Origin of the sequence: Mycolicibacterium diernhoferi (assembly GCF_019456655.1) — a bacterium.
GTDB classification, from domain to species: domain Bacteria; phylum Actinomycetota; class Actinomycetes; order Mycobacteriales; family Mycobacteriaceae; genus Mycobacterium; species Mycobacterium diernhoferi.
On the sequence record NZ_CP080332.1, the window covers coordinates 4,876,180 to 4,901,273 of the forward strand.

Below are 25,094 nucleotides of genomic sequence, written 5' to 3' on the forward strand. Positions count from 1 at the left end.
TGCGGGCGTGCGACGATGTTCGCCGTGCAACAACTTCAGCCGGATGTCCAGATGCTTCTCGATCAGGTGGCGGGCCTCAATGCTCCGCCGCTGGAGTCACTTTCGGTCGACCAGGCCCGCGCTGCGTTCCTGGCCGCGGGCGACGGACGGCCGACCGGCCCCGAGGTGGGCGAGGTCATCGACGGCCAGTTCCCCGGCGCCACGGGTGCGCTCAACTACCGGCTGTACCGGCCGGCGACGCCCGGCCCCCACCCGGTGATCGTCTACTACCACGCCGGCGGCTGGGTACTCGGCGACTTCGACTCCGATGATCCGCTGTGCCGCGACCTGTGTGCGCGCACCGGCGCGATCGTGCTGTCGCTGGGCTACCGGCACGCTCCCGAGCACCGTTTCCCCTCGGCGACCGACGACGCGTTTGCCGGGCTGCAGTGGGTTGCGGAGAACGCGGCCGACCTCGGCGGCCGTGCAGACCAGCTGATCGTGGCGGGATGGAGCGCCGGCGGCGGCATCGCTGCCGTGGTGGCCCAACTGGCGCGCAACGCCGGCGGCCCGCAGCTGGTCGGCCAGGCCCTGCTGACGCCGGTCACCGACAACGACATCAGCCGGCCCTCCTACGTCGAGTACGGCGAGGGCTATGGCCTCGACACGACCTTGATGACGTGGTGCTTCGACCAGTACGTGGATCCGGCCGACCGCACCGATCCGCGCGTTGCACCGCTGCGGGCCGAGGACCTGAGCGGGCTGGCCCCGGCCGTGGTGGTCACCGCCGAGTTCGATGTCACGCGCGACGAGGGCGCTGCCTACGCCGACGGGTTGGCGGCTGCCGGCGTGCCCACCACACACATCCGCGCCGAGGGCCACAACCACCTGTCGTTGAGCCTGGTCGATATCGTCGCCTCGGGTGCACCCGTGCGGGATCAGTTCGCCGCGGCGATCCGCGGGTTGCTGGGTAGCTAGACGCGGACAGTCGGCTCGAGCCGGCACCGGGCGGATTGAGGTCCGGTTGCTCGGCTCCGAGCGCGGCCCGAGGTCAGCCTGCCGAACCCGCATTCGTCAGCAGCAGGGCTGCCTCGTTGTAGGGAAACGCTCGGTAGAACAGCCGGGAACGCGGTACGACGAGGGCTGCGGCCTCTGCCTTGCTCACCACCTGGGGGTTGACGAGCGCGATAGCCCGTCCGCGCTTTCGCAGCACCGTCGGTCCGCCGGCCAACACATTCTTCAACCAGTCGGTCTGCAGGCCGTAGCCGATGAGGATGGCATAGCCATCATGGGTTCTGAACGCCAGCAGCGGCGTTCGATATGCTTACCCGACTTCCGCCCGACGTGCTCGAGCGTCCCGAGGCTCGGAAGCCACGGCGTGATCGTGCGAGCCACCGGGTTGGTGACTCGTTTGTTGAACTCTGCGACTCCGCGAGGCATGCGCATACTCGGAGTGTAGATATCGACCGACACGAAGACTCAGCAGAATCGACGCGCGCAATCGGAAAGCCTTCTGCCGGCACCACCGACGGTGGCGCACGGTGACCGCGGCCAGGTGATCAGCTGGGACCGACGCGAGGATGGGGCCACCCGAAGGTAGCCCCATCCCACACGATCAGTTCGTCGAATCAGATTGTGCCGAGCCCGCTTTCACGGAATCACCGGAATCGGCGCGCTTGACCCCGAGACGTCCGCTGCGGGTTGGGGGTCCCACGGCCGCAGAGGTGTCGGCCGCGTCGGCAGTCACGTAGGTCTTGCCGTCGTTGTCGTCGTCGTTGTCAGTGCCAAACGTGTCGCCGTCCTTGTCGCTGCCGCCCTTGACGCTGCCGTCCTTGACGGTGACGTACGTGTCTTCCTCGACAGTGACGGTCGTGCCGTCGTCTTCGACAGTGACGTCCTTCTCGGCATCAGTGGTCTCATCGACCGTGGTAGATCCGTCGTTGTCGTCGATCACCACATAGTCCCCGCCATCGTCCGAATCACTCCCGTTGCCATCCACCGGGATTTTCACCTCGCCGTCTTCGATCACGATCGTCGTGCCGTCGTCGATCGTCGTGCCGCCGTCCTTCTCGCCGTCTTCGATCACGATCGTCGTGCCGCCGTCGCCGTCGCCGTCGCCGATCACGATCGTGCCGTCGCCGTCGCCGATCACGATCGTGCCGTCGCCGTCGCCGTCGCCGTCGCCGTCGCCGATCACGATCGTGTCGCCGTCCTTGTCGCCGGGAGTCGTCGGCTCCGGTTCGGGCTCGGGCTCGGGCTCGGGCTCGGGCTCGGGCTCGGGCTGGGGCTCCGGTTCGGCCGGTTCGGCCGGTTCGGGCTCGGGCTGGGGCTCAACGCTGTTCGGCACACCGGCGATCGCCTCACCGATTGCCACCCGGATCACCTGCACTGCGGCCAGCGGTCCGGCAACCTTGAGCTCGGGATCGTAGGGGGTGAGCAACCCGACCGCCTTGACACCGCCGAGGCCGGTGCCGTGCCCGTTGAGAATCGCGCCGGTCAGGTCGGCCGGGAGGTTCACCAGCGCGTTCACCACCGCGCCTAGATCGCCACCGGACAAGCCGTCCACCACCAGCCCCGCCGAGTCGATCAGCGCGTTCACCGCCGAAAGGACCGGTCCGGTCGCCGCGAGCACCACGGCACGCAGCGTGTCCGGATCGGTGAGCACCCCGACCGCTGCGGACAGGTCGGCCACAGCGGTTCTGACCGCTTCGACTACCGCGGCACCGGGTTCAAGCACGGCAAGCCCGAGCGTCAACACCGGGTCGAACAGCGTCGTGGCCGCGCCCTGCACATCGCCACGGGCAAGCTGAGCCATAGCCGTCAACAGCGCCTCGGGAATCTCCGCGACCGCGGGCACAGCCTTGACATATGCAGTCTCGACCGACTTGAAAACTTCGATGGTGCTGTAGATCTGCGACTTCACCACCTCCTTGAGCACCGGTGCGGGATCGGTGAAAATGCCCTTGCCGATCTCAGTGGTGTAGGAGACCGATTCCTTCAGCGTCGTCGTCCACACCTTCACCGGGTCGCGATACTTCTCGTAGACCGCGACGTTGTCGCTCACCACCGCCCGTAACTCGACGGCCGGAGCCGCGGGAGCGACCGGCATCAGCGCCAGCGCACCAACGCCGACGAACGCGACACCGGCGATGAGATGCGAACGGACAGAAATGTGCACGAGACCCCTTTTTACTTGCATAGGCAACTATTGACGGGCGCAACAATAACGCAGGCGATGCCATCTCGTAACCAGATCTTTATGTTTGCCCACCTCAGAAATACAACGATGACTAACGTTCATTCCCAAATTGCACACTCGGGCCTACAAGGTGTACAAGACCCGTGCTCACACGCTTAGAAGCGCCGACCGGGCGACCGGGGCCGGCCATAGATCGTGGCGCACCACCGGTTGGACAAATTGACGATGAAAATTTGCTGCGTCCTGTACTTCGGCCGGATTATCGGGTTACCGCGACCGATGCCTCAATGCTGAGATAGCTGTTATTGATTGCCGTCGACACATCGGCCGAGCCGACGACGTCCATGAACGGTGGCACCGTCGCCGATCCGAATGCCTTGCCTGCAGGGAAGGTCCGATCAGAACTGCGGTTGACGACACCGCCCGGGAGGCGCAGTGTGACCTCAGTCACGCAATCAGCCGGGTGGTGCGGGAAGGGCGGCATGCCACGACGACGAGTCCCCTAGCAGGCCTTACTCGGTACCCCCAGTCGGGCTCGAACCGACACTGTGCGGATTTTAAGTCCGCATATCTGATGGTTTGTATGCATTGGTATTTCTCGGTACCGATGCAGAAATGGCTCTTATCTGCACATTTATTCGAACTTGCGTTGGCGTCATTAGGGGCCATTCGACGACGTGTGCTTACACCGTGTTTGCACAAGCGAAGCCCTAAGCACATGCAGTAACCACGAATCGACTTCCAGCGCTCACTCCCCATCTGGACCCAGCTATGCAGGTAGCACCGAGCGAAACACGATCTGCAGCATCCGGAGACGGGAGTTGAGACAACCGCCAGTGGGCGAATGGCGAATTGTAAATGTAAACACTTTTCGATTTCGCCGGAGAGAGAGGCAGCGATTTGCAAGAGGTGTCCCCCTGCCGCAGACCAAGGGGGTCCCCGCCAGGCAATCCGCTACACCTCAACGATTCATCGACTCGTGTCCCGTGACCGTCCCAAGCCCGCCCTCTCACCACGACTCAGGGGGGCCAGGCTCACCTACCTAGACAAGCACCCCAGCAAGTTTCGGCGCGGTCTGCCGCAAGGTGAAGTATTGAAAGCTCTGCGGTGGGCGACTGATGCCGAACGCCTCCTGCAGTGTGAAGTTGTCCGGGAGGCCGGTCATCTCGCCGACCCTAATCCCGACACCCGTGCTGCAACCCCGGTAGTAGTCCATGAACTTAGCTTTCGAGATACCTGCAACGTTGTGGAACATGTTCCATAGCTGGCGGGGCGATTCCATCACCTGTTCGCGAATGGAGAACACTCCCACAACTCGAGCGACTGGCTGTGTTGCATAAATCACCACGTGAGTCACGTCCGGCGCAAGTGGCCGCTTGCGGAATTCGACAGTCTTTCTCCCGCTTACCAATGCACTGGCGTATTCGGGATGCACGGACAGAAGCGCTAGTCGGACAGGACGTCCTTCAACCACGACAATGCACCCCCGTCTCTCACTTGTTGGATACTTTGAGGAGAGCGTGCCATCACCCGGCGTTGCACCAGTTCATTCGCGGCGATGGGCGTGTCGAGAACACGATCCAGCCGAAACCTCACCGCGAGAACGGCCCCGTTTCTGCACATGCCATCAATCTCGTTTGGAGTGTAGACGGTCCGCCGACCGGTGAAGGCAAGGACTTCGGTGGGATCCGACGAACGCAGCGTATCTTCAACTATTCCAACTACGTTGACCATCTGCTCCGTACGGGTACGCAGAAAGAGCAACGTGTCTCCAGCCCCAAGTTGGCGAGAGTTGGACTTACACAAGTACGCCTTGCGGATCGCGTTCCCGTGGTCACTCAGCCCTTCGTACAGAGACAATTGGCGACTGTCGTCGGCGACTGGGAACAGGCTCCGGTGCCATCGAGGCACGATCGGCACGAGGAAAACGCGGTCGAGCTGTAGCGCTCCAGGACCGTAGGCAATATTGAACTCAAGCGGAGATTCGATCCGGCTGGAGGAAGCTTCGGGGTACATACGCTTTGCGAGAACGACCTCACCTTTTCGACGCGTACTCGCGATCCGCATGAACCCGAAACTGGCGAACAGGTGAATGACTTCATGCTCGTGCTCGAACGCCTCGACAAAGACGGAGGTGAACCCATTGACACGAGCGTGCTCAAAGATCGCCCAAAGCAGCAACTCTCCGCGCTTCACCCCACGGGCCCGCTCTGCCACCTTGAACGTGCAAATCTTCAGCACACGACCCGGTAAGTCCCAAGTATCGTCTGACTCGTCCTTGAGGATTACAACGGCATCTAAGTCGCCCTCGGGCCCCCGCATAATCAAGCATGGACGCTCCTCGGCCGCGACCTTCTCTCGCAGCCAGGCGCGAATGTTGTACTCGGGTGCGAAGTCATTGAAGATTTGATCATCGCGATCGAGTTCGTAACCGGCGACAGTGCGGATTGCAGGGACACTTATCGGCCGAAGCTGTTGAAGGTCTAGCACGTCGAGCGCATCGCTCAATGTGAAGACTCGATCCTCCAGCCCCAAAGCTCTGGCATGCGGAAGAATTCGTAAGTCTTCCGTCACGAGCCATTGCGCTGCACCTCGGTCCAGAGCGAGCAGCAGAGTCATGTCAACCCGACTGGACTCGTTGATCCGGGGCGGATAGCCAGCCCTGGCCTGGAACCCTGGAGGCACCTCGATCGGATTCAGCACGTGATAGCGAGCGAGCTGCAGTCGGCGTTTCTGCTTATGGTTCTCGTCCCGATGACGAGCAATGTCGTCGCGAATCCCGGAACCCAGGCATAACGTGTGTCCTAGCTGCGTGGCCGAACTGTAGAGCTTTTTTGCAGCGTCAGCATTCACGTGGGGCGGGTAACTATCGCTTTCGGCCGCGATGAAAATGTTTGTGTCCAGAAGGATCCGCAAACCCGCAGCACTCAAAGCACGCCTCCCCTCTGTCTAACCCAGCATCCCGCATTGCACAGCGAAAACGTCGAAACTCCACTACGGCGGGTTTGGTGCGCCCTGCAGGATGTCGCAAATTGGCTCATTGGTATCAACCGGCCTTAGGGATACCGCGTTGTTTGCGGCAGCAGTCTTAGACGACCCTCCCTAAGTCTCGGCATTGCTGCGGAAACGGGACCGAAGTAAGAACGTGCAGCCTGCCCCAGTCGGTGGTTCAGGCAGGCCGCGCCTAACGATCGAGAAACCACCGGCGAGGTCGTACGCCTCTGAACTCCAACACCTTGCCGACGCCGGATTCAAGACCACACAGCTACTCTGATTCCGCTTTTCCACTTGTGGGCATGGGACCGAAAGAAGGCAATCACTCAATGAGACCCCGCATCTTTGTCTCTGTTGTTGGCGCGACAATGTCGCTCATCGTGCCGGGATGCGCGACTCCATCTGAGGTGGCGGCCACGACGACCGTTACCACAACTGTCACCGCCAACGGGACCCCATCAACCAGATCGGTGCGGCAGATAATCGAAGAAGACGGCCCCACTGACTGGCTCAAACGGCTTGATAGCGTCGGGCTTGGAGAGTGGCCGCTCGTTACGCTGAACGATTGGGCGTGGGATATATGCGAGCAGCTTTGGGTCGGTGGCGACTACGAAAAAATCATTGCTGCGAAAGCTGTGGGCTCCGTATCTCGCGAAGACGTGGTAGCCGTGTACCGCGCAGCGGTCGGCAAGACCTGCAACCAGCCGCCAGGCGCACCGCCCGGAATGCCTTGAACCGAAACGACGACCCGCCACACATGAAGCCATCGATGCTCTCGTGTCTCGACTGGCTTCATCTCAGAACTAAACAACTGAGACACGACCCCGACATCCACAGGGGCGATATCAACTCCCAGGTGGGTCTGTGTCAAAAGGTGACTCAAAAGAGCGGTCGCATATTGACGGGTTGTGCAACTTTTGAGACACTGTCTGCATGGCTGCGACAACCGCCCCCACCGCCACTGGGACCGTTCTGGGTTACGCCCGGGTGAGTACTGGTCATCAGTCCTTGGATCAGCAGGCCGACGCTCTTCTCGGCGCAGGTGTCGATCAGGACCGCATCTACTCGGACAAGCTTTCGGGTATGTCCACGCGTGAGCAGCGTCCTGGGTTGGTGGCTCTGCTGGACTACGCTCGAGAAGGTGACACCATCGTGGTTGTCGGTATTGATCGACTGGGCCGCAACGCTGCCGAAGTCATGTCCACAATCCGCGAACTTGGTGAGCGTGGCATTGTCCTGCGGAGCTTGCGTGAAGGTATCGACACCTCCAACGCCACTGGGCGCATGATCGCGGGTGTGCTGGCGAGCTTGGCTGAACTTGAACTTGAGCTTGGCCGCGAGCGCCGTACGGCGGCGCGTGAGGCGCGCAAGGCACGTGGGCAGGCGATCGGCCGGCCCAAAGCTCTCGACGCCCAGAAAGCCGCACTGGCACAACGGATGCACGCGGCAGGGGAACCTGCGACGACTATCGCGTCAACCCTTGGCGTCAGCCGGGCGACGGTCTATCGGGTGCTGGCACAGGAGGTCGAGTCGTAATCGCGACCCCCTAGGGGGTGCCTCCAGTGGCCCCATCAGGTCCGCCTCGTACTGCCAGCGACCCATCCTCTCTCCGAAATTGTCCGTTAACGCACCCAACGTCGCAGACCCCCACAAACGCCCAGCAAGGAGTTCCGGTTGAAGAAACGTCTCGTCAAGAGAGGAAACGCTGGCCCAAGGCTTTGCGTGGCCAGTACGATTCGGCCGCATGGGGGGCAATCAGTGGGTGGGTTTATTGGCGCGATTCTTGGCGTGATTGTCGGTGGTTTGGTCACGTTGGGAACCACAGTCCTAATTGAGCGCACGAAGTGGAAGCGTGAGGCGAGTGCGCGATGGGAAGGACGTGTGGTCGAGGCCCTGGTGGCCTATGCGGCTGCGCTCAAAATGCAGTCGAGGATGTGTCTGCGAATATCGGGCAGCTACTGGCCAACCATGACCAGCAATCCCATCGCGGCTCACGAAGGTGTGATCGAAATCGCGGAGTACGAGGACGAGCGGTCAGTGCAGTTCGAGAAGGTGCTGCTCTTGGCGGGACCAGAGGTTGTCGCCAAGGCTCGCAGATGGCAGGAGTCAGTATGGGCGCTCCACACCATCCAAGACGGTCCGAGTTCGATTTCCAAAGATGATTTCGACAAGAGGCTGGACAAGGCACGTCGGTGTCGTGACGAGTTCTACAACAGCGTGCGCACGGAACTGGGACTGGAATTGTTGCCGTCGACCCCGACACGCGCCTCGCCCGACGACCCCGCTTGGCTCTCGCCCGCCTAATGGCCGAGCAGAGTCCGGCGGCGACGGCGAAAGTTTTGCGGGAGAGCGTCCGTCGCAACACAATCCCTCACTACATAGTAAGGATGATCCCAACCGATGGCCTATCCCACGCTCGCGCTTCACCTGCTCATATCTGCGCCTGGGGACGTGCCGCTCGGCGACATGGCGGTAATCCGCAAGACGATCAGCCAGTGGAATCTCAACCTCGGGCGCGCGGTCGGGTTAACCGTGTTGCCTGTCTCCTGGACTGAGCACGCTGTCGCTGAGTTCGGCGAGCGACCCCAGGCGATCCTGAATCAACAGATCGTGGAGGAGGCAGATCTTGCCGTCGCGCTCTTCCACGACCGCCTGGGGACGCCGACCGGAGAAGCGGAATCCGGGACGGCTGAGGAGATTCAGGTACTCGTCGAGGCCGGGAAATCGGTGGCTGTGCTGGTGAACGCGACTCCGCGCCCGCCTCTCGACGGCCAGGCACTGGACGAGAGGCAGCGGCTCAGCGCCTACCTGAAGGACCTGCGCAAGACGGCGCTAGTCTTCGAGTACGCCAACGCGGGCGATCTCATCGGACAGGTGAACAATTTTCTCAGCCGTGCAACGGCGCAATTCCAGCAGTCGGTCGAGTCCTCGAAGAACGCGGAGCCGGATGGTCTGGATCCCTCTGAGGGAGTGTGGCCCCGCGTCGAGGTACGCGAGAGCGTCCGAACCGACAACAGAGGACGCGTCAGGACGCAACGCCGCTGGTCGCTGGTGCTCCACAACACTTCCCGCGGCCCAGCGTTAGACGTCGACTTCTCGTTCCTGAACGTGCCGGAAAACGCCCTCTTCCAAGTGCACCGCGAGGACGGCTCGCTCGGCACCATACCTCCCGGCCAGGAAGCACGTTTCCCTCTGTTGCTGGCCATGGGATCGCCAGACGCAGTGGAGTGCGTCGTCACGTGGACCGACGCCGCCGGTAACCCCCGCGAGACGAGGGCTACCGTCCGGACCTGACCTCGTAGAGTTCCGGTTCCAAGCGAGCGGGTCAGCTTGGTGCTGGCGTATCAGATGCAGCCTTTCATCGTGCAAGAGCATCCGGTGTCCGCTTGTGTGGCACCTCGGTCCGCAGTGCGCGCAGTAGCTCAGGCATCCGTCGAAACCCGCCTCACATAACCAACGGTTTGACCTGCGTATTCTTAGCGCACCCAACGCGGCAAACCCCCGCAAACGCCCAGCAAGAAGTTCCGCTTCAACTTCATATTCCCGTGATCTCGGTGTGCGTGAGGGGACGGTCATAATCAGCGCGGAACTCGCCGCGTACGGCACCTTCTCGACGCGTCAGGCGGAACATTTGGTTCCGCTTGAGGGAACTGTTCGTTCCTACAAAACCGCCCTGGCCTGCGCAGTCATGGCGCGCTTATAAGACTCTCTTTCAAGTAGCTCGGAGTCGTAGTCACGGACAGTGATGTGTGTCGTCGGTGATGGCGTAATCGCCATGCAGTGACGGCAAGGTTCGTCCGATCCCGCAAGTCCGCTACTGACTGCGTCAGCCGGAAGGACGAGGCAGTTCGCGTCGCTCATCTGATGGAGCTGGCCCGACTTGATTGCATCGCCTCGTGCCTTGCGAATCCCTCGCGGACTCGCCGTGGCGATCCGCCCACCGGGATGTGCGACGGTGAGAATCTCGGCTACTTTACCGTCTTCAAATGTTGCGTGCCCGTTCGGCTTTGCCTGCCACATAGCCAACCAGTAGAGCCGTTCGCGCAGCGTTAGGCTGTGATTGTTCGCCTGGCTCTTGGCGAACTCTTCTCGGACCATTTTGTATTTTGGTATGCGCCGGAGTCGCTTACCTGGTTCTCGGCTCACAGAGCGCCCTTCGTGCTGACGGCTTCGTTCGAGGCGATCCACAACGCCAGCTTGTCGGCGGGATACACCACTGTCTTCTTGCCGAGCTTGAAGCTGGGCGGTCCCTCGTTGCAGTGACGCCACCACCGCAATGTTCCTTCGGGGATGCCCGTCTGCAGAGTCACCTGCTTCGTTCGCAAGAGATCAGTGGTCATGTCCTGCTCCATCTTCCAGCGGGGAATCGTTCCGCTTCCCCTCAACAAGTCATCCGTTGGCCACGCGGCGCCGGTTCGCTCGGCCTTGCCAACAGAAACAACGATAGGCAACCGAAAAGTTGGGTTCCGGGGAAAATTGAACCGCACGGCGACCGGGGTTTACGTGGAACGATGATCGCCAGTGTTGCGGTCTATCGAAACCTCCCAAGGAGGCGCTAAGCGACGGCGGCGATTGCCTCACCCAGAGCGTCAGCGACGCCAGCAAGATCGTCACTCATCAAGTGCCCGTAACGATCCAGCGTCATTGTCGCCGTGGCGTGCCCGAGCATGCGTTGCACCACTTTGACGTTGGCACCAGCCGAGATAGCCAACGATGCCGCCGTGTGTCGTAGGTCGTGCGGTGTGGCGTAAGGGAACACCGGTGTTGTCTCCTCGCCCTTCGGCTCCGCTTTCCGCTCCTCTGCAGCGGCTTCCCGAAGTGGCTTAAGCGCATTGTCGAACGCCCACCGGTACTCACCAAGCGGTAACACACCACCTTTGCGTGACGGGAAGACATAGGCGTCAGGATCGGAGGGCAGCTCCGCCTTCAACCGCTCCCAAACAGGTGCTGGTACTGGGACCGTTCTCGCCTCCCCACTCTTCGTGTCCGTCTCCACAATGCCCCGTTTCGCCACGTTCGTAGCCGACGCCTTCACGGTGATCTCGCGATTGCCAATATCCCTGCGCCGCAACGCCGCAGCTTCCCCAAAGCGAAGGCCGCAGTAACCAAGGACCAATGTAAGCGCTTCAAACCGACCTGTGCCGCTAGCCAAGTCGAGTAGCTGACGATGCATCAGGCAATGCATCTCTTTCTGCTTCTTCTCCCTGGGCAGTTCCGAACGTTCAACCTCGGCAGCGATGTTCTTAGCCGCGAGTCCAGCACGCACCGCGTATTTGAACACCGCACCCATCAGCTGATGCGTCTGCCGTATCCGGCTTGGTGAGAGCCCGGTGCCCGACTGGGATCCATTCACCGACAGCTCTGCGATCCACGCAGACAGGTCGCCATAGGTGATGGCCTTCACCGGCCCATCACCCCACTTGGGCAACACGAGGTTATCGAGGATGGAGCGGTAACCAGCGACCGTACTGGGCTTGCGGTGAGCTTTGGTCTTGAACCACTGCTCTGCAACGACTCGGAAGGTGTCGGCACCTACGTCAGGGCTCACCCAAACATTCGTGACCACCTTGCCGCGTTCAGTGTTTGACCACTTCTCGGCTTCAACCTCCGTGCGGAAGTCCTTTGTTCGCGATTTGCCATCGTCGCCGACATACCAGCCGCGCCACCGGCTACCTATACCCTGCGGCTTCCCGAGGCCCTCCGCCCATCGGCCTGTGGCGCGCTTTGTGGGCCTACCCCGCTTGTCCTTCCATAGATCGATCACACCTCCCGTACCGGGCGTGCGCCTTATGGCGCGGGGCGAATGGGAACGCGCAGCGGGTGTGCCGTCCAAGTCGACCGGTTCGGTATCCGCAGGTACTGACGTCGTCTCCACGGCCCCGAGCTTACAAGCTGCATACATATCAGCACCGCGACAAAACAAATATAAGCCCTGAGCTGGTACCCCCAGTCGGGCTCGAACCGACACTGTGCGGATTTTAAGTCCGCTGCCTCTGCCAATTGGGCTATGGGGGCATGTACCGGTCAGAGCCTAGTTGTCCCGTGCCCCGGCAGTCGGGCCAGCCATCGAATACCGCGATACCGGTAGGCGGCCGCGAGGTAGCTACCTAGTTCGGCGCCGGTGGCGGCTGTGGTTCGAACGGTGTGTACCACCACCATTGGGCGCGTTCGCCGGTCGGTCCTTTGCACGGTGGTACGTCTGGTGGGTCTGTGGTGGGTGGGCGGGCCAGGGATGCCCCGGTCATCGGATCGCCGTCGCTGTCGGTGACGCGGAGCCGGTGGGCGGGCCCGGTGAGGGTGATCCCACCACGGTGGTGCATGCGGTGGTGAAATGGGCAGAGCAGCACCAGGTTGTCCAGCTCGGTCGGGCCGCCGTTCTCCCAGTGCACGAGGTGATGGGCGTGCAGACCGCGGGTGGACCCGCAGCCGGGCACCACACAGGTCTTGTCCCGGTACTCCAGGGCTCGGCGGAGTCGGCGGCTGATGGTGCGGGTGGTCCGCCCGGCCCCGATCGGGGTGCCGTGGCGTTCGAACCACACCTCGCAGGTGGCGTCACAGAGCAGGAACCGGCGCTCCTCATCGGTAAGCGCCGCTCCCAGATGCAGGGCGGCGACCGGCTTGTCGGCGTGGCGGTCCAGATCGACATGCGCCACCACGGTGGTGCGGGTACCGTGCGGGCGGGCCGCCGCGTCAGCGTCCCAGCCGGCCTCGATCAGGCTCATGAACGCATCGGTGGTGTCCGGGAACGGCGGTGCCTGCTCGCAGGTCTGCGCACCGGCCTGCTCATCGTCGCTGTCGCCGGCGTCGTGATCGCGTCTCCAGTCCGCGACCAACGCATCCTTGTGCGAGGCCACCGCCGCATCGAACTTCGCGGCCTCCAGCTTCGGCAGCCGAATCTTGTACGTCGTATACCCTTCACTGTCATAGGAACTGAACCCGCGCTTGGGTTCGGGCTTGCGGTCGGGATCGGGGCGGGGTTCCTGCTTGACCGCGGTCCGCAGCTGGGTGACCGTGGCGTACTGCACCAGATTCGCGTAGTGGTCATCGCAGCCCGCGCCGGCCCGTTCGGCGATCACCCCGACCCGGTCCAGCGACAACCGGCCCTCCCGCAATCCCTCTGCCAGACGAGGCAACTCGTCGAGGCGGTGCGCCACGGCGACCATGGTCTCGGCATTGCGCGGGGTCACTCCGGCCTTCCACGCGACCAGGGCCTCGATCGAGCGGCATCCGGTGCCACCCCACAGCGGGTTGCCGTCGGCCGCACCTCTGCCGTCGATCTCGGCCACGATCTCCACCAACCGGCCATCGATGGCATTGCGCTGCCCGGTCAGCTCCGCGATCTCCGCGAACAACGCATCCAGCCGCGGCTCGACGTAATTCTCGGCGAAAGGAGTTGTCGGAGGCGGCATACCAACATTCTCGCAGAGGGGTCCGACAAGTGAATCGATGTCGCGACGGCAGCTGCATCGCCCTCGGCCGAGCAACAATCCGCGTCAGGAAATCCGCCGACACCGTCAAGATTCCATATGAACCACCCAAACGTGCCCCGCGGACCGAGCACCCTGGAGCAATGCACGACACCGAACTGCGCGGCCCGCTCCCCCGGCGCATGTGGCGCCAACTTCTCGACGGCATAACGCCATGGGGCTCAATCGATATCCGCCCGGTCCGCTGGGGCGGCACCTGCTACCGACTCGTGCTCTATCCGCCCGGCATCACCCACGCCGAACGACGCCGGGTACGGCTATGGCGCGGCTGGCCCATGTGGGGTGCCGGACTGTGGCTGCTGATCCTGATGGTGCTGGCCCGCACCACCGATCCGTGGACAGCACTGGGGTGGGCCACCGCCGGGTACCTGGCCGCCGGCGCGGCAGCCTACGTGTGGGCCGGCGACATCCGCGGGCGCGTGCGCACCGCGGAAGTGCACGTACTCGCCTCGAAAAACGATGTGCCGACACTCATCCGGTCACGGGTCATCCGATCGCTGGGCACCACGATGGCTCGCGCCGACGAACAACTGGCGGCCGGAGAAATCCGTTCGGCCGACTACGAAGCAACCTGGTGGCGGGTCTACGACCGTCTGACGCCGGGCGTCTTCGAGGCCGGAATCCGATGATGGACCTGCTGGCGGCGCTCATCCTGCTCGGCGCGCCCGCCGCCGCCCTGTTCGCGATTCGCTGCGCCATCAACCACCAGGGCCGCGACGATCGCGGCGCCTGACCGCACCCGGTCAGCTGGTCGGCGGCTCGAATGTCGCCTCGGGGTGACTACGCACCCATTCCTCTTGCTGCTCAGCGACTTTACGATGCATACGGGACAGCCACGCCAGCCCGCCGCCGATCAGCAGCACAGCCAGCACCACGCCGACGACACCGGCCGCCATCGAACTGTTGGCGAACGAGAACAACCCGATGACCAGTGCGAGCACGCCCAACCCGACCGCGATCAGGCCGGGTGAGTTCTTTCCGGCCTTCATCGTCTCGCCGGCGTGCTGCCGGTAGGTACGGGCGTGATCGACCGGATCTCTCGAATTATCAGGCATGCCATCCTCCTTACTCATACGCCGGGTACGTCGACTGCTTGAGTACCCGTGCCAGATGCACCGCATTCCGTGCGGCGGCCGCGGTAGTCGCGGCCACCTGCTCGGGGACCCCGTCGAGGTCCTTGTAGTCCTCGGACCCCATGGCAGGGCCGGTCCAGTACGTGCAGCCCTGCGCCGGGATGCTGTAGCCGACATCGTTGAGGCCCTGGAACACGTCGGCGACCACCTTGTGCGCCCCGTCCTCGTTGCCCACGACGCTGACCAGCGCCACCTTGCCGGCCATGACGGGTCGGCCCTGGTCATCGGTGTTGGACAGTTCGGCGTCCAGCCGCTCCAGCACCCGCTGGGTCACCGATGACGGGTGTCCCAGCCAGATCGGGGTACTGAGCAGCAGAATGTCCGCGTCCAGCACCTTCTGCCGGATCTGCGGCCACTGGTCGCTGTCGCCCATATCGGCCTCCACACCTGGGGCGATGTGGAAGTCCACACAACGAACCGCTTCGCATACTGCGCCTTCCTTGCGAAGGGACTGGAAGACATGCTCGGCCATCAACTCGCTACTGGAGGGAGCCGGGCTCGGTTTCAGGCTGCAGACCAGCGCGATCGCGCGCACAGGTGAAGACTCGTCGGCGGTCATGCCTGCTGAAGTACCCGGTGCGCGGCAACCTGAACCGTTTCGCCGCCGACCGGGTCGGGTACCAGTGCTGCAACGCGACCACAGCCCCCCGGCGCGTCCATCCAAATGATCACTGCCTCAGGGAGGTTCATCATGAGTGCACCGGACATCCGCTCGACCGGCGATGTCGTCGACTATCTGAAGGCCCAGCACGCGACGATTCGGGAACTCTTCACCGAAGTTCTCGACGCGGCCGGCGCCGAGACCCGTGACCAGGCATTCACCCGTCTTCGCACCATGCTCGCCGTCCACGAGACGGCCGAGGAGATGGTGGTGCACCCGCGGGTCCGGCGCAAGATCGACGGCGGCGCGCAGATCGTGGACGAGCGGCTCGCCGAGGAGCACGACGCCAAGGTGCTGTTGCGCGACATCGAGCAACTCCCGCGCGACAGCGCGGAGTTCAGCAAGGCAGTCATTCACCTCCAGGCCGCCGTCCTCAAGCACGCGGAGGCCGAGGAGGAGCTCGAATTCACCGCACTGGAAGCGGAATTGGATGACGACGAGCTGAACAAGCTGGCCGATGCGGTCGCGGTCGCCGAACGGATCGCCCCGACCCACCCGCATCCCGGCGTCGAATCGGCCGCCGCCAACTTCGCCGCCGGTCCGTTCGCCTCCGTATTGGACCGGGCCCGCGACGCTCTCAGCGGGGTGTTGGCGTCCAGGACGTCCTGACCTCGGGCGCAGACCCGGAGGGCACGAACGTCACCGACGGCCGGGGCACCCGCCAGCGGGCGCAGCCCTCGTCGATCGCCTCGTCGACGGCCGTCGCGATCGCACCCAGCTCCGATTTGTCACCGTCGATCCAGGCCGCCGTGGGCCCGCCGGTCAAGCTGATCCGGGTCAACGGCGGCCCGCCGGATCGCATTTGGGCGATCCGGCCCAGCAGTTGCCCAGCAGCCGTGCCCCAGTCCACGGGCGCGCAACCTCCGACGTCGCTGTGCAATCCGATCACGTCGAGGCCTCCCTCGTCCGGCACCGCCGGGCATCCGTGGTCCACGTGCACGAGCGTGCCGGGCGGCGCGCAGGAGACGAGCACGCCGGCCTGCTGGCCGGTCGACACCACGAACCGCTGTACCCCGGCCGCCACCGCTTCCCGAATGGGCTCGGCGGCCCCACCGCAGCGCAGCACCACCTGAGCGACCGGCACACGGCACCAACCCGCCAGGTCCATCTCGGTCGAGTCGCCCGCGTACACCGTCACGCCGTGCGCCCGCACCCAGTCGGCCACCGCAGGATCGCCGAGCACTGCAGCGGGCAATCCGCACCCGGCCAGCGGTAACAATCGCCGGATGACCCGCATCGCGGCCGGCAGTCGGTGCCGGCCGCACGGTCGAGGCCTGTGCAGAACTGTCATGCATCCGGTGTACGCACCGAGCCTGCGTGCCCGCTGTGTGCTTTCGTAACGCCGGCCGTGCGCGGGTGCCCGCGCATGGAGTCCGTAAAGATGCCCGTAACGGGCGTCAAGGAACCATCAACGCGCAGGTCGGACCGGCTTTACCGGCATACGTTGGCGTCCGCGGACCACCACCTCCGGGGTCTGCGTCAACGATTTCAGGAGTGCTGATCACACCGTGACGACAGCGATATCCACCGTCATCTACCTCGCGCTGACCGTGGCGGTATTCGCCCTGCTCGGCCTGGTCCAGAGGTTGGTCGAACGACTGTGAACCTTGCCAACACCGTCGGCCTGGTGCTGGCGAGTCTGATCGCCCTGTTCCTGTTCGCCGCCCTGCTCTTCCCCGAGAGGTTCTAGTGACCACCACCACCGCGGGACTGCTGTTCCTGGCAGCACTCGTCGTCGTGCTGGCCGCCACCCACGCGCCGCTGGGCGACTACATGTACCGGGTTTACAACGGCGAGAAGAACACCCGCATCGAACGCGGCATCTACAAGCTGATCGGCGCCGACCCGAAGGCCGAGCAGACCTGGGGCGCCTACACCCGCAGCGTGCTCGCCTTCTCGGCGGTCAGCATCGTGTTCCTGTTCGTCCTCCAACTCGTGCAGGGCAAGCTGCCGCTGCACCTGAACGACCCGGGCACCCAGATGACCCCGGCGCTGGCCTGGAACACCGCCGTCAGCTTCGTGACGAACACCAACTGGCAGGCCTATTCCGGGGAGTCCACCCAGGGCCACCTGGTCCAGATGGCCGGCCTGGCGGTGCAGAACTTCGTCTCGGCGGCCGTCGGGATGGCCGTGGCGATCGCGTTCGTACGCGGCCTGGTCCGGCGCAGCACCGGCGACCTCGGCAATTTCTGGTCCGACCTGGTGCGCGGCAGCCTGCGAATTCTGTTGCCCATCTCCGTCATCGGCGCCATCATCCTGATCGCCGGTGGGGTCATCCAGAACTTTGCGCTGCACGACGAGGTGGTCAACACCATCGCCGGCGGGCAGCAGACCATCCCGGGCGGCCCGGTGGCCAGCCAGGAGGTCATCAAGGAGCTCGGTACCAACGGCGGCGGGTTCTACAACGTCAACTCCGCGCACCCATTCGAAAACCCCAACAGCTGGACCAATTTCCTCCAGATCCTGCTTATCTGCCTCATCCCGTTCGCGATGCCCCGCACCTTCGGCCGGATGGTCGGCGGAAAGCACGGGCGCCGTCAAGGTCTGGCGATCGTCGCCGTCATGGGCACCATCGCGACGTTGAGCGTCGGTCTCCTGATGCAGTTCCAACTGCAGGCGCACGGCACCGTGCCCAGTGCCGTCGGATCGGCCATGGAAGGGGTCGAACAACGGTTCGGTGTGGCCGATTCCGCGGTGTTCGCCGCGACGACAACCCTGACCTCCACCGGCGCGGTCGACTCATTCCACGACTCTTACACCAGCCTCGGCGGGCTGATCACCATGTTCAACATGCAGCTCGGTGAGGTCGCGCCCGGCGGCGTCGGCTCGGGCCTGTACGGCATGCTGATCCTGGCCATCATCACCGTGTTCGTGGCCGGTCTGATGGTGGGACGCACCCCGGAATACCTGGGCAAGAAGATCACCCCGCGGGAGATCAAGTTCGCCGCAACGTATTTCCTGATCACGCCGCTACTGGTACTGACCGGCACGGCGCTGGCCATGGCCATGCCCGGACAACGTGCGAGCATGCTCAACAGCGGACCGCACGGCCTGTCCGAGGTGCTGTACGCGTTCACCTCGGCGTCCAACAACAACGGCTCGGCGTTCGCCGGCATCAGCGTCAACACCGAGTGGTACAACACCGCGCTGGGCCTGGCCATGGTGTTCGGCCGATTCCTGCCCATCATATTCGTGCTCGCGCTGGCCGGTTCGCTTGCCGCGCAGGGCAAGACACCCGAGTCCGCCGGCACGCTACCCACCCATCGGCCGCAGTTCGTCGGAATGGTGGTCGGTGTGACGCTGATTCTGGTCGCGCTGACCTTCCTGCCCATGCTTGCGCTCGGCCCCCTCGCTGAAGGAATTCACTGATGCCCACCGCCACCACCATCGATGCGGCCACCACGACGCAGCCGCACAACCCCCAGAGGTCCGTCCGGGGTGGGCTGCTGGACCCGCGCATGCTGTGCAAGTCCCTGCCCGGTGCGCTGCGCAAGCTCGACCCGCGCACGCTGTGGCGCAACCCGGTCATGTTCATCGTCGAGATCGGGGCGGTACTGGCTACCTGGTGCGCCGTGCTGGATTCCAGCTGGTTTGCCTGGTTGATCGTCGGGTGGCTGTGGTTGACGGTCATCTTCGCCAACCTGGCCGAAGCCGTCGCCGAGGGCCGCGGTAAGGCGCAGGCAGCCAGCCTGCGCAAGGCCAAGACCGACACCATGGCCCGCCGGCTGACCGACTCGGGCCGCGAGGAGCAGGTCGCCGCCCCGCTGCTGCAGCGGGGCGATATCGTCGTCGTCGAGGCGGGGCAGACCATTCCCGGTGACGGCGACGTCATCGAAGGTATTGCCTCGGTGGATGAATCGGCCATCACGGGTGAATCCGCACCCGTGGTCCGTGAATCGGGCGGGGACCGCTCGGCGGTGACCGGTGGCACCACCGTGCTGTCCGACCGCATCGTCGTGAAGATCACCCAGAAACCCGGCGAGAGCTTCATCGACCGGATGATCGGCCTGGTCGAGGGCGCCAACCGGCAGAAGACCCCCAACGAGGTCGCGCTCAACATCTTGCTGGCCTCGTTGAGCATCATCTTCGTCTTCGCGGTCGCCACCCTGCAGCCGCTGGCCATCTTCTCCAAGGCCAACAACCCTGGTGTGCCGGACTCCTTGTCGCTCAACGGTGATGGTGTCACCGGCATCGTGCTGGTGGCACTGCTGGTCTGCCTGATCCCGACCACCATCGGCGCCCTGCTCAGCGCGATCGGCATCGCCGGCATGGACCGGCTGGTGCAGCGCAACGTGCTCGCCATGTCCGGCCGGGCCGTCGAGGCCGCAGGCGACGTGAACACCCTGCTGCTCGACAAGACCGGCACCATCACCCTCGGCAACCGGCAGGCCGCCGCGTTCACACCCCTGACCGGTGTCACCACCGAGCAGCTCGCCGACGCCGCCCAGTTGTCCAGCCTGGCCGACGAGACCCCCGAGGGCCGTTCCATCGTGGTGTTCGCCAAACAGGAGTTCGGTCTTCGGGCCCGCACCCCGGGCGAGCTGGAGAACGCCACCTGGGTTGAATTCAGCGCCACCACAAGGATGTCCGGCGTCGATGTCGGCGACCGCCGGCTTCGCAAGGGAGCGGCCGGGTCGGTTGCCGCCTGGATCCGCTCCGAGGGCGGCACCGTCCCCCCCGAACTCGACGATCTCGTCGAGAGCATCTCCGCGGCGGGCGGAACGCCGCTGGCCGTCGGCGAGCTGCATGACGGGCAGGCCCGCGCTCTGGGTGTCATCCACCTCAAGGACGTGGTGAAACACGGTATGCGGGAACGCTTCGACGAGATGCGCCGGATGGGCATCCGGACGATCATGATCACCGGCGACAACCCGATGACCGCCAAGGCCATCGCCGATGAGGCCGGTGTCGACGACTTCCTCGCCGAGGCGACGCCCGAGGACAAGATGGCGCTGATCAAGAAGGAGCAGGCCGCCGGACTGCTCGTCGCGATGACCGGTGACGGCACCAATGACGCACCGGCGCTGGCCCAGGCGGACGTCGGGGTGGCCATGAACACCGGGACCTCGGCGGCCAAAGAGGCCGGCAACATGGTCGATCTGGACTCCGACCCGACCAAGCTCATCGAGATCGTCGAGATCGGTAAGCAGCTGCTGATCACCCGGGGCGCCCTGACCACCTTCAGCATCGCCAACGACATCGCGAAGTACTTCGCGATCATCCCGGCGCTGTTCGTCGCGCTGTTCCCCGGACTGGACCTGCTGAACGTCATGCGGTTGCACAGCCCGCAGTCGGCCATCCTGTCCGCGGTGATCTTCAATGCACTGGTCATCGTCGCGCTGATCCCGCTGGCGCTCAAGGGTGTGCGCTACACGCCCAGCAGTGCGTCGAAGTTGTTGAGCCGCAACCTCTGTGTCTACGGGCTGGGTGGGATCATCGCGCCCTTCATCGGCATCAAACTGATCGACCTGCTCATCCAACTCTTCCCGGGAATGTGACATGAACTTCGCCAATCTCATCCGCCGGCACACCGCCGCGCTGCGCGCCCTGCTGGTGCTGACAGTCATTCTGGGCATCGCCTACCCGGTGTTCATCTGGCTGGTGGCGCAACTGCCCGGTCTGCGCGACAAGGCCGATGGTTCCCTGATCGAGGTCGACGGCAAACCGGTGGGCAGCAGCTTGATCGGGCAGCTGTTCACCGACACCGACGGAAACCCGCTGCCGCAGTACTTCCAGTCCCGGCCCTCGGCGGCCGGCGACGGCTACGACCCGCTGTCGACCAGCGCCTCGAACCTGGGGCCGGAGGACATCGTCGACACGGCCGCCCGGACCAGCCTGCTGACCGAGGTGTGCACCCGCAGCCTGGCCGCCGGCGCACTGGACGGCGTCAGCGGCGCCCGCCCGTTCTGCACGAGTGACGGCGTGGGCGCGGTGCTGTCGGTGCTCGGCCCCCGCGACGCCCGCGGCAACGTGAGCGCACCCACCGAAGTCATCAGCGTCAACCAGATCTGCCCATCCACCCCGTTCGTCTCGACCTACCGCGGCGTGCCGGTGCGGTGCAATGACGGCACCGACCACACACCCGGCCAGATCGTCCCGATCCGCGGCGCCGGGGCCGACCCCGCGGTGCCCGCCGACGCCGTCACCGCCAGCGGCAGCGGGCTGGACCCGCACATCTCCCCCGCCTACGCCGCCCTGCAGGTCGATCGGGTCGCGGCGGCCCGCGGGATCAGCCCCGAGCAGGTCCGCACGCTCGTCGATCAGCACACCGACGGGCGCACCCTGGGGTTCATGGGCGAGCCGGGGGTCAACGTGGCGCAGTTGAACCTGGCGCTCGACGATCTCGGCGAGAAGCTTGCGGTTCACCGCGACGATCTAGGTGGATGATGAGCAGGTGACCGACCGACCGAAACGCGGTGAGCTGCGCATCTACCTGGGTGCGGCTCCCGGCGTCGGCAAGACCTTCGCGATGCTCGGCGAAGCGCACCGTCGACTCGAGCGCGGCACCGATCTGGTGGCGGCCGTGGTCGAGACCCACGGCCGCAAGAAGACCGCCGAGCTTCTCGAGGGCATCGAGATCATTGCGCCGCGCTACATCGAATACCGCGGCTCCAAGTTCCCCGAACTCGATGTGGCCGCTGTACTCGAGCGCCGCCCACAGGTGGTGCTCGTCGACGAACTGGCGCACACCAACACCCCGGGCAGCGCGAATCCCAAACGCTGGCAGGACATCGAAGAACTCCTCGAGGCCGGGATCACGGTCGTCACCACCGTCAACGTCCAGCACCTGGAGAGCCTCAACGATGTCGTCGCCCAGATCACCGGCGTCGAGCAGCAGGAGAAGGTGCCCGATGAGGTGGTGCGCGCCGCCGATCAGATAGAACTGGTCGACATCACCCCGGAAGCGTTGCAGCGCAGGCTGTCCCACGGCAACGTTTACACCTCCGAACGGATCGACGCGGCCCTGTCGAACTACTTCCGGCGCGGCAACCTGACCGCACTGCGCGAACTGGCGCTGCTGTGGCTGGCCGATCAGGTCGACGCCGCGCTGGCAAAGTACCGCTCGGACAACAACATCACCGCCACCTGGGAGGCCCGCGAGCGGGTGGTGGTCGCGGTCACCGGGGACAGGGAATCCGAGACGCTGGTGCGCCGTGCCTCCCGCATCGCATCCAAGTCCAGCGCCGAGCTGATGGTCGTGCACGTGGTGCGCGGCGACGGCCTGTCCGGGGTGTCGGCGCCCATGATGGGTGTCATCCGTGACCTGGCCGTCAGCCTGGGCGCCACATTGCACACCGTCGTCGGCGATGACGTACCGGCCGCGCTGCTGGACTTCGCCCGCCAGATGAACGCCACCCAGCTCGTCGTCGGTACCTCGCGGCGGTCACGCTGGGCGCGGATCTTCGAGGAGGGCATCGGCGCCACGGTGGTGCAGAACTCCGGCAGCATCGACGTGCACATGGTCACCCATGGCGGATCCCGCCGGACCACTGCACCCGGCTCACACCGATGGCAGCGCAATGCCCTGTCCTGGACCTCCGCCGTACTGGTCCCCGCCGCACTGACCGCCATGGCCGTCCTGGTGCTCGACCCGTACCTGGGGCTCAGCGGGGAGAGCGCCCTGTTCTTCATCGGCGTACTGGCCGTCGCGCTGCTCGGCGGGGCGGCCCCGGCGGCACTGTCGGCGGTACTGTCCGGGCTGCTGATCAACTACTTCCTGGCCGAACCTCGGCACACCTTCACCATCTCCGAACCCGACAGCGCCATCACCATCGCGGTGCTGCTGGTGGTGGCGGTCGCGGTGGCCGCGCTGGTGGACGGGGCCGCCAAGCGGGCCCGGGAGGCCCGGCGCGCCTCCCAGGAAGCCGAACTGCTGGCCCACTTCGCCGGTTCGGTGCTGCGCGGGGCCGACCCGGTGGCCCTGCTCGAACGGGTCCGGGAGGTGTACTCGCAACGTTCGGTGAGCCTGTTGCGGGAGAGCGCCGAGGGAACCACTGCCGTCGCCTGCGCGGGCAACGATCCGTGCCTGGACCTCGGCGACGCCGACACCGCCGTCGAGGCCGGTGACGACGAGTTCTGGCTGGTGCTGGGCGGACGCAGGCTCTCCGCCCGCGACCGGCGGGTGCTCGGTGCGGTGGCCAAACAGGCCGCCGGCCTGGTCCGCCAGCGCGAGCTGATCGAGGAGGCCGGGCGGGCCGAGGCCATCGCCCGCGCCGACGAACTGCGCCGCTCGCTGCTCTCGGCGGTGAGCCACGATCTGCGCACCCCGCTGGCCGCGGCCAAGGCCGCGGTCTCCAGCCTGCGCAGCGACGACATCGGATTCTCGGCGGAGGACACCGCCGAGCTGCTGGCCACCGTCGAGGAATCGGTGGATCAGCTGACCGCGTTGGTGGGCAACCTGCTGGACTCCTCGAGGTTGGCCGCCGGTGTGGTCAAACCCGCGATGCGCCGGGTCTACGTGGAAGAGGCCGTCGCGCGCGCGCTGATGGGTATCAGCCGGGGCACCAACACCTTCGGCAGTAGCGGAGTGGACAGGGTGAAGGTGGAGGTCGGTGACGCGGTGGCGCTCGCCGATGCCGGTCTCCTGGAACGCGTCCTGGTCAACGTCATCGACAATGCGCTGCGCTACGCCCCCGACAGTGTGGTGCGGGTCAACGCCGGCCAGATCGGGTCACGGGTGCTGATCACCATCGTCGACGAGGGTCCGGGGATCGCCCGCGGCGCCGAGGACCAGCTGTTCGCCGCGTTCCAGCGGCTGGGCGACCAGGACAACTCCACCGGAGTGGGCCTGGGACTGTCGGTGGCCCACGGTTTCGTCGACGCGATGGGCGGCACCATCGCGGCCACCGACACCCCCGGTGGCGGGCTCACCGTGGTGATCGACCTGGCCGCACCGGAGGCGGGCCCGGGCGAGCGAAGCGACGGGGATGGATCACGATGACCCGGGTTCTGGTGATCGACGACGAACCGCAGATCCTGCGGGCGCTGCGGATCAACCTGTCGGTGCGCGGCTATGAGGTGAGCACCGCCGCCACCGGCGCCGATGCCCTGCGGGTGGCCGCCGATCACCGCCCCGATGTCGTCATCCTGGACCTCGGTCTACCCGACATGTCCGGCATCGACGTGTTGGCCGGGCTGCGCGGATGGCTGACCGCCCCGGTGATCGTGCTGTCGGCGCGCACCGACTCCTCGGACAAGGTGGAGGCGCTGGACGCCGGCGCCGACGACTATGTCACCAAACCGTTCGGCATGGACGAGTTCCTGGCCCGGCTGCGGGCCGCGGTCCGGCGCGCCAGCAGCTCGACCGAGGAGGACCAGCCTGTCGTCGAAACATCCTCCTTCACAGTCGATCTGGCCGCCAAGAAGGTCACCAAGAGCGGTACCGAGGTGCACCTGACGCCCACCGAGTGGGGAATGCTGGAGATGCTGGTGCGCCACCGCGGCAAATTGGTCGGGCGCGAGGAACTGCTCAAAGAGGTGTGGGGGCCGTCGTACGCCAAGGAGACGCACTATCTGCGCGTCTACCTCGCGCAGTTGCGGCGCAAGCTCGAAGTCGACCCGTCCCATCCCAAGCACCTGATCACCGAGGCAGGGATGGGCTACCGCTTCCAGGAGTGACCGGCCCGGGGGATGATGGGCGG

General features: G+C 64.9%; 24 protein-coding genes, 1 tRNA gene and 1 pseudogene. 14 read left to right on the plus strand and 12 right to left on the minus strand.

Annotated features, from left to right (window positions below; translation table 11 throughout):
- Positions 1 to 24 precede the first annotated feature (24 nt).
- On the plus strand, positions 25 to 957 hold the full coding sequence (locus K0O62_RS23010) for an alpha/beta hydrolase (RefSeq protein WP_234800202.1): 933 nt from the start codon (positions 25 to 27) through the stop codon (positions 955 to 957).
- 73 nt (positions 958 to 1,030) lie between these two features.
- Here the strand turns inward: K0O62_RS23010 and K0O62_RS23015 are convergent.
- The 5 genes and pseudogenes from K0O62_RS23015 to K0O62_RS23035 all read right to left on the minus strand — a co-directional run bounded on the left by K0O62_RS23015 (position 1,031) and on the right by K0O62_RS23035 (position 6,109).
- Positions 1,031 to 1,425: pseudogene (locus K0O62_RS23015) on the minus strand (nitroreductase family deazaflavin-dependent oxidoreductase).
- A 169-nt stretch (positions 1,426 to 1,594) separates the two neighbouring features.
- A complete protein-coding gene (locus tag K0O62_RS23020; protein WP_131817431.1) occupies positions 1,595 to 3,088 on the minus strand; it encodes a hypothetical protein in 1,494 nt (497 codons plus the stop codon).
- A 349-nt stretch (positions 3,089 to 3,437) separates the two neighbouring features.
- A complete protein-coding gene (locus K0O62_RS23025; protein ID WP_073858049.1) occupies positions 3,438 to 3,629 on the minus strand; it encodes a hypothetical protein in 192 nt (63 codons plus the stop codon).
- A gap of 591 nt (positions 3,630 to 4,220) precedes the next feature.
- Entirely contained in the window at positions 4,221 to 4,613 is a 393-nt protein-coding gene (locus tag K0O62_RS23030; protein ID WP_205870698.1) for an ASCH domain-containing protein, read from the minus strand.
- A gap of 11 nt (positions 4,614 to 4,624) precedes the next feature.
- Positions 4,625 to 6,109 carry a GNAT family N-acetyltransferase gene (locus K0O62_RS23035; RefSeq protein ID WP_131817432.1) on the minus strand — a complete coding sequence of 495 codons (1,485 nt, stop codon included), beginning with the start codon at positions 6,107 to 6,109 and terminating at the stop codon, positions 4,625 to 4,627.
- 365 nt (positions 6,110 to 6,474) lie between these two features.
- Between K0O62_RS23035 and K0O62_RS23040 the strand changes: the two genes are divergently transcribed.
- The 4 genes from K0O62_RS23040 (at position 6,475) to K0O62_RS23055 (ending at position 9,466) form a co-directional block, all read left to right on the plus strand.
- Entirely contained in the window at positions 6,475 to 6,906 is a 432-nt protein-coding gene (locus tag K0O62_RS23040; protein WP_131817433.1) for a hypothetical protein, read from the plus strand.
- 199 nt (positions 6,907 to 7,105) lie between these two features.
- Positions 7,106 to 7,708 (plus strand): recombinase family protein, encoded by a 603-nt coding sequence (locus tag K0O62_RS23045; RefSeq protein ID WP_073858051.1) that lies wholly within the window; start codon positions 7,106 to 7,108, stop codon positions 7,706 to 7,708.
- 345 nt (positions 7,709 to 8,053) lie between these two features.
- Positions 8,054 to 8,476, plus strand: coding sequence for a hypothetical protein (locus K0O62_RS23050; RefSeq protein WP_131817434.1), 423 nt, complete (start codon positions 8,054 to 8,056; stop codon positions 8,474 to 8,476).
- 96 nt (positions 8,477 to 8,572) lie between these two features.
- Complete coding sequence (locus K0O62_RS23055) at positions 8,573 to 9,466, plus strand: DUF4062 domain-containing protein (protein ID WP_073858053.1); 894 nt, start codon at positions 8,573 to 8,575, stop codon at positions 9,464 to 9,466.
- An 848-nt stretch (positions 9,467 to 10,314) separates the two neighbouring features.
- On the opposite strand, the gene K0O62_RS23060 is transcribed toward K0O62_RS23055, so the two are convergent.
- From K0O62_RS23060 to K0O62_RS23075, 4 genes are all read right to left on the minus strand, one after another.
- Positions 10,315 to 10,512: a helix-turn-helix transcriptional regulator gene (locus tag K0O62_RS23060; protein ID WP_073858092.1), complete on the minus strand. Its 198-nt coding sequence runs from the start codon at positions 10,510 to 10,512 to the stop codon at positions 10,315 to 10,317.
- Positions 10,513 to 10,727: 215 nt separating this feature from the next.
- Entirely contained in the window at positions 10,728 to 12,047 is a 1,320-nt protein-coding gene (locus K0O62_RS23065; protein ID WP_234800203.1) for a tyrosine-type recombinase/integrase, read from the minus strand.
- Positions 12,048 to 12,110: 63 nt separating this feature from the next.
- Positions 12,111 to 12,187 (minus strand) — tRNA-Leu (locus K0O62_RS23070).
- Positions 12,188 to 12,279: 92 nt separating this feature from the next.
- Complete coding sequence (locus tag K0O62_RS23075) at positions 12,280 to 13,581, minus strand: HNH endonuclease signature motif containing protein (RefSeq protein WP_073858054.1); 1,302 nt, start codon at positions 13,579 to 13,581, stop codon at positions 12,280 to 12,282.
- A gap of 161 nt (positions 13,582 to 13,742) precedes the next feature.
- Here K0O62_RS23075 and K0O62_RS23080 point away from each other — a divergent pair, with 161 nt between their 5' ends.
- Positions 13,743 to 14,288, plus strand: coding sequence for a DUF6611 family protein (locus tag K0O62_RS23080; protein WP_073858055.1), 546 nt, complete (start codon positions 13,743 to 13,745; stop codon positions 14,286 to 14,288).
- Between the two features lie 114 nt (positions 14,289 to 14,402).
- Here K0O62_RS23080 and K0O62_RS23085 read toward each other — a convergent pair whose 3' ends face one another.
- Both K0O62_RS23085 and K0O62_RS23090 read right to left on the minus strand, forming a co-directional pair.
- Positions 14,403 to 14,714, minus strand: coding sequence for a hypothetical protein (locus K0O62_RS23085; protein ID WP_073858056.1), 312 nt, complete (start codon positions 14,712 to 14,714; stop codon positions 14,403 to 14,405).
- A gap of 10 nt (positions 14,715 to 14,724) precedes the next feature.
- Positions 14,725 to 15,351 carry a flavodoxin family protein gene (locus K0O62_RS23090; protein WP_073858057.1) on the minus strand — a complete coding sequence of 209 codons (627 nt, stop codon included), beginning with the start codon at positions 15,349 to 15,351 and terminating at the stop codon, positions 14,725 to 14,727.
- A gap of 132 nt (positions 15,352 to 15,483) precedes the next feature.
- Between K0O62_RS23090 and K0O62_RS23095 the strand changes: the two genes are divergently transcribed.
- On the plus strand, positions 15,484 to 16,062 hold the full coding sequence (locus K0O62_RS23095) for a hemerythrin domain-containing protein (RefSeq protein ID WP_073858058.1): 579 nt from the start codon (positions 15,484 to 15,486) through the stop codon (positions 16,060 to 16,062).
- Here the strand turns inward: K0O62_RS23095 and K0O62_RS23100 are convergent.
- Positions 16,031 to 16,744 (minus strand): hypothetical protein, encoded by a 714-nt coding sequence (locus K0O62_RS23100; RefSeq protein WP_073858059.1) that lies wholly within the window; start codon positions 16,742 to 16,744, stop codon positions 16,031 to 16,033. The two genes, K0O62_RS23095 and K0O62_RS23100, sit on opposite strands and share 32 nt — an antisense overlap.
- A gap of 217 nt (positions 16,745 to 16,961) precedes the next feature.
- Between K0O62_RS23100 and K0O62_RS28785 the strand changes: the two genes are divergently transcribed.
- Genes K0O62_RS28785 through K0O62_RS23130 form a run of 7 tightly spaced genes read left to right on the plus strand, consistent with a single transcriptional unit; the run spans position 16,962 to position 25,071 of the window.
- Positions 16,962 to 17,057, plus strand: a complete 96-nt coding sequence (locus tag K0O62_RS28785; RefSeq protein ID WP_073858060.1) for a potassium-transporting ATPase — start codon at positions 16,962 to 16,964, stop codon at positions 17,055 to 17,057.
- Complete coding sequence (locus K0O62_RS28790; RefSeq protein WP_109789074.1) at positions 17,054 to 17,143, plus strand: potassium-transporting ATPase subunit F; 90 nt, start codon at positions 17,054 to 17,056, stop codon at positions 17,141 to 17,143. The genes K0O62_RS28785 and K0O62_RS28790 overlap by 4 nt, the downstream gene beginning before the upstream one ends.
- Entirely contained in the window at positions 17,143 to 18,822 is a 1,680-nt protein-coding gene (gene kdpA / locus K0O62_RS23110) for a potassium-transporting ATPase subunit KdpA (RefSeq protein WP_073858061.1), read from the plus strand. The genes K0O62_RS28790 and kdpA overlap by 1 nt, the downstream gene beginning before the upstream one ends.
- Positions 18,822 to 20,951 carry a potassium-transporting ATPase subunit KdpB gene (kdpB, locus tag K0O62_RS23115; protein ID WP_073858062.1) on the plus strand — a complete coding sequence of 710 codons (2,130 nt, stop codon included), beginning with the start codon at positions 18,822 to 18,824 and terminating at the stop codon, positions 20,949 to 20,951. Before kdpA ends, kdpB begins: the two co-directional genes overlap by 1 nt.
- A gap of 1 nt (position 20,952) precedes the next feature.
- A complete protein-coding gene (locus tag K0O62_RS23120) occupies positions 20,953 to 21,840 on the plus strand; it encodes a potassium-transporting ATPase subunit C (protein ID WP_073858063.1) in 888 nt (295 codons plus the stop codon).
- A gap of 7 nt (positions 21,841 to 21,847) precedes the next feature.
- On the plus strand, positions 21,848 to 24,394 hold the full coding sequence (locus K0O62_RS23125) for a sensor histidine kinase (protein WP_275564748.1): 2,547 nt from the start codon (positions 21,848 to 21,850) through the stop codon (positions 24,392 to 24,394).
- On the plus strand, positions 24,391 to 25,071 hold the full coding sequence (locus K0O62_RS23130; RefSeq protein ID WP_073858065.1) for a response regulator: 681 nt from the start codon (positions 24,391 to 24,393) through the stop codon (positions 25,069 to 25,071). Before K0O62_RS23125 ends, K0O62_RS23130 begins: the two co-directional genes overlap by 4 nt.
- Positions 25,072 to 25,094 lie beyond the last annotated feature (23 nt).

Excerpts from the sequence above, each read along its gene's own strand:
- K0O62_RS23075 (WP_073858054.1), bottom strand. The coding sequence starts at position 13,581 with ATGCCGCCTCCGACAACTCCTTTCGCCGAGAATTACGTCGAGCCGCGG.
- K0O62_RS23080 (WP_073858055.1), top strand. The coding sequence starts at position 13,743 with ATGCACGACACCGAACTGCGCGGCCCGCTCCCCCGGCGCATGTGGCGC.
- K0O62_RS23100 (WP_073858059.1), bottom strand. The coding sequence starts at position 16,744 with ATGACAGTTCTGCACAGGCCTCGACCGTGCGGCCGGCACCGACTGCCG.
- K0O62_RS23020 (WP_131817431.1), bottom strand. The coding sequence starts at position 3,088 with ATGCCGGTCGCTCCCGCGGCTCCGGCCGTCGAGTTACGGGCGGTGGTG.
- K0O62_RS23045 (WP_073858051.1), top strand. The coding sequence starts at position 7,106 with ATGGCTGCGACAACCGCCCCCACCGCCACTGGGACCGTTCTGGGTTAC.
- K0O62_RS23085 (WP_073858056.1), bottom strand. The coding sequence starts at position 14,714 with ATGCCTGATAATTCGAGAGATCCGGTCGATCACGCCCGTACCTACCGG.
- K0O62_RS23040 (WP_131817433.1), top strand. The coding sequence starts at position 6,475 with ATGGGACCGAAAGAAGGCAATCACTCAATGAGACCCCGCATCTTTGTC.
- K0O62_RS23095 (WP_073858058.1), top strand. The coding sequence starts at position 15,484 with ATGAGTGCACCGGACATCCGCTCGACCGGCGATGTCGTCGACTATCTG.
- K0O62_RS23120 (WP_073858063.1), top strand. The coding sequence starts at position 20,953 with ATGAACTTCGCCAATCTCATCCGCCGGCACACCGCCGCGCTGCGCGCC.
- K0O62_RS23130 (WP_073858065.1), top strand. The coding sequence starts at position 24,391 with ATGACCCGGGTTCTGGTGATCGACGACGAACCGCAGATCCTGCGGGCG.
- K0O62_RS23055 (WP_073858053.1), top strand. The coding sequence starts at position 8,573 with ATGGCCTATCCCACGCTCGCGCTTCACCTGCTCATATCTGCGCCTGGG.
- K0O62_RS23060 (WP_073858092.1), bottom strand. The coding sequence starts at position 10,512 with ATGACCACTGATCTCTTGCGAACGAAGCAGGTGACTCTGCAGACGGGC.
- kdpB (WP_073858062.1), top strand. The coding sequence starts at position 18,822 with ATGCCCACCGCCACCACCATCGATGCGGCCACCACGACGCAGCCGCAC.
- K0O62_RS23090 (WP_073858057.1), bottom strand. The coding sequence starts at position 15,351 with ATGACCGCCGACGAGTCTTCACCTGTGCGCGCGATCGCGCTGGTCTGC.